The following is a 243-nucleotide window of genomic DNA, read 5'->3' as shown; positions in this document are numbered from 1 at the left end:
TCTTTCCGGCGGAGAAAAACAAAGGGTAGCGATTGCCCGTGCATTGATTGATCAACCTGAAATTCTTTTGGCTGATGAACCAACAGGAAATGTTGATCCACCTTTGGCAAAACGCTTGTTACGCTTGTTTATTGAATTAAACCGTTTTGGAACAGCTGTTGTCATTGCCACCCATGATATTGCCCTGATGGAACAAGTCGCAGCACGGCGAATGCTTCTCCACAATGGACGGATGACAATTCA

Annotated in this window: 1 protein-coding gene; it reads left to right on the top strand. The window is 44.9% G+C overall.

Going from position 1 to position 243, the window contains the following annotated elements; translation table 11 throughout:
* A partial coding sequence (locus ACFIO5_RS12200; RefSeq protein WP_375705550.1) for an ATP-binding cassette domain-containing protein occupies positions 1 to 243 on the top strand: 243 nt, incomplete at both ends.

The organism is Bartonella sp. AA86SXKL (genome assembly GCF_042196885.1).
Note: the sequence above shows the minus strand (reverse complement) of the source record. Positions and strands in the feature narration are given on the sequence as shown.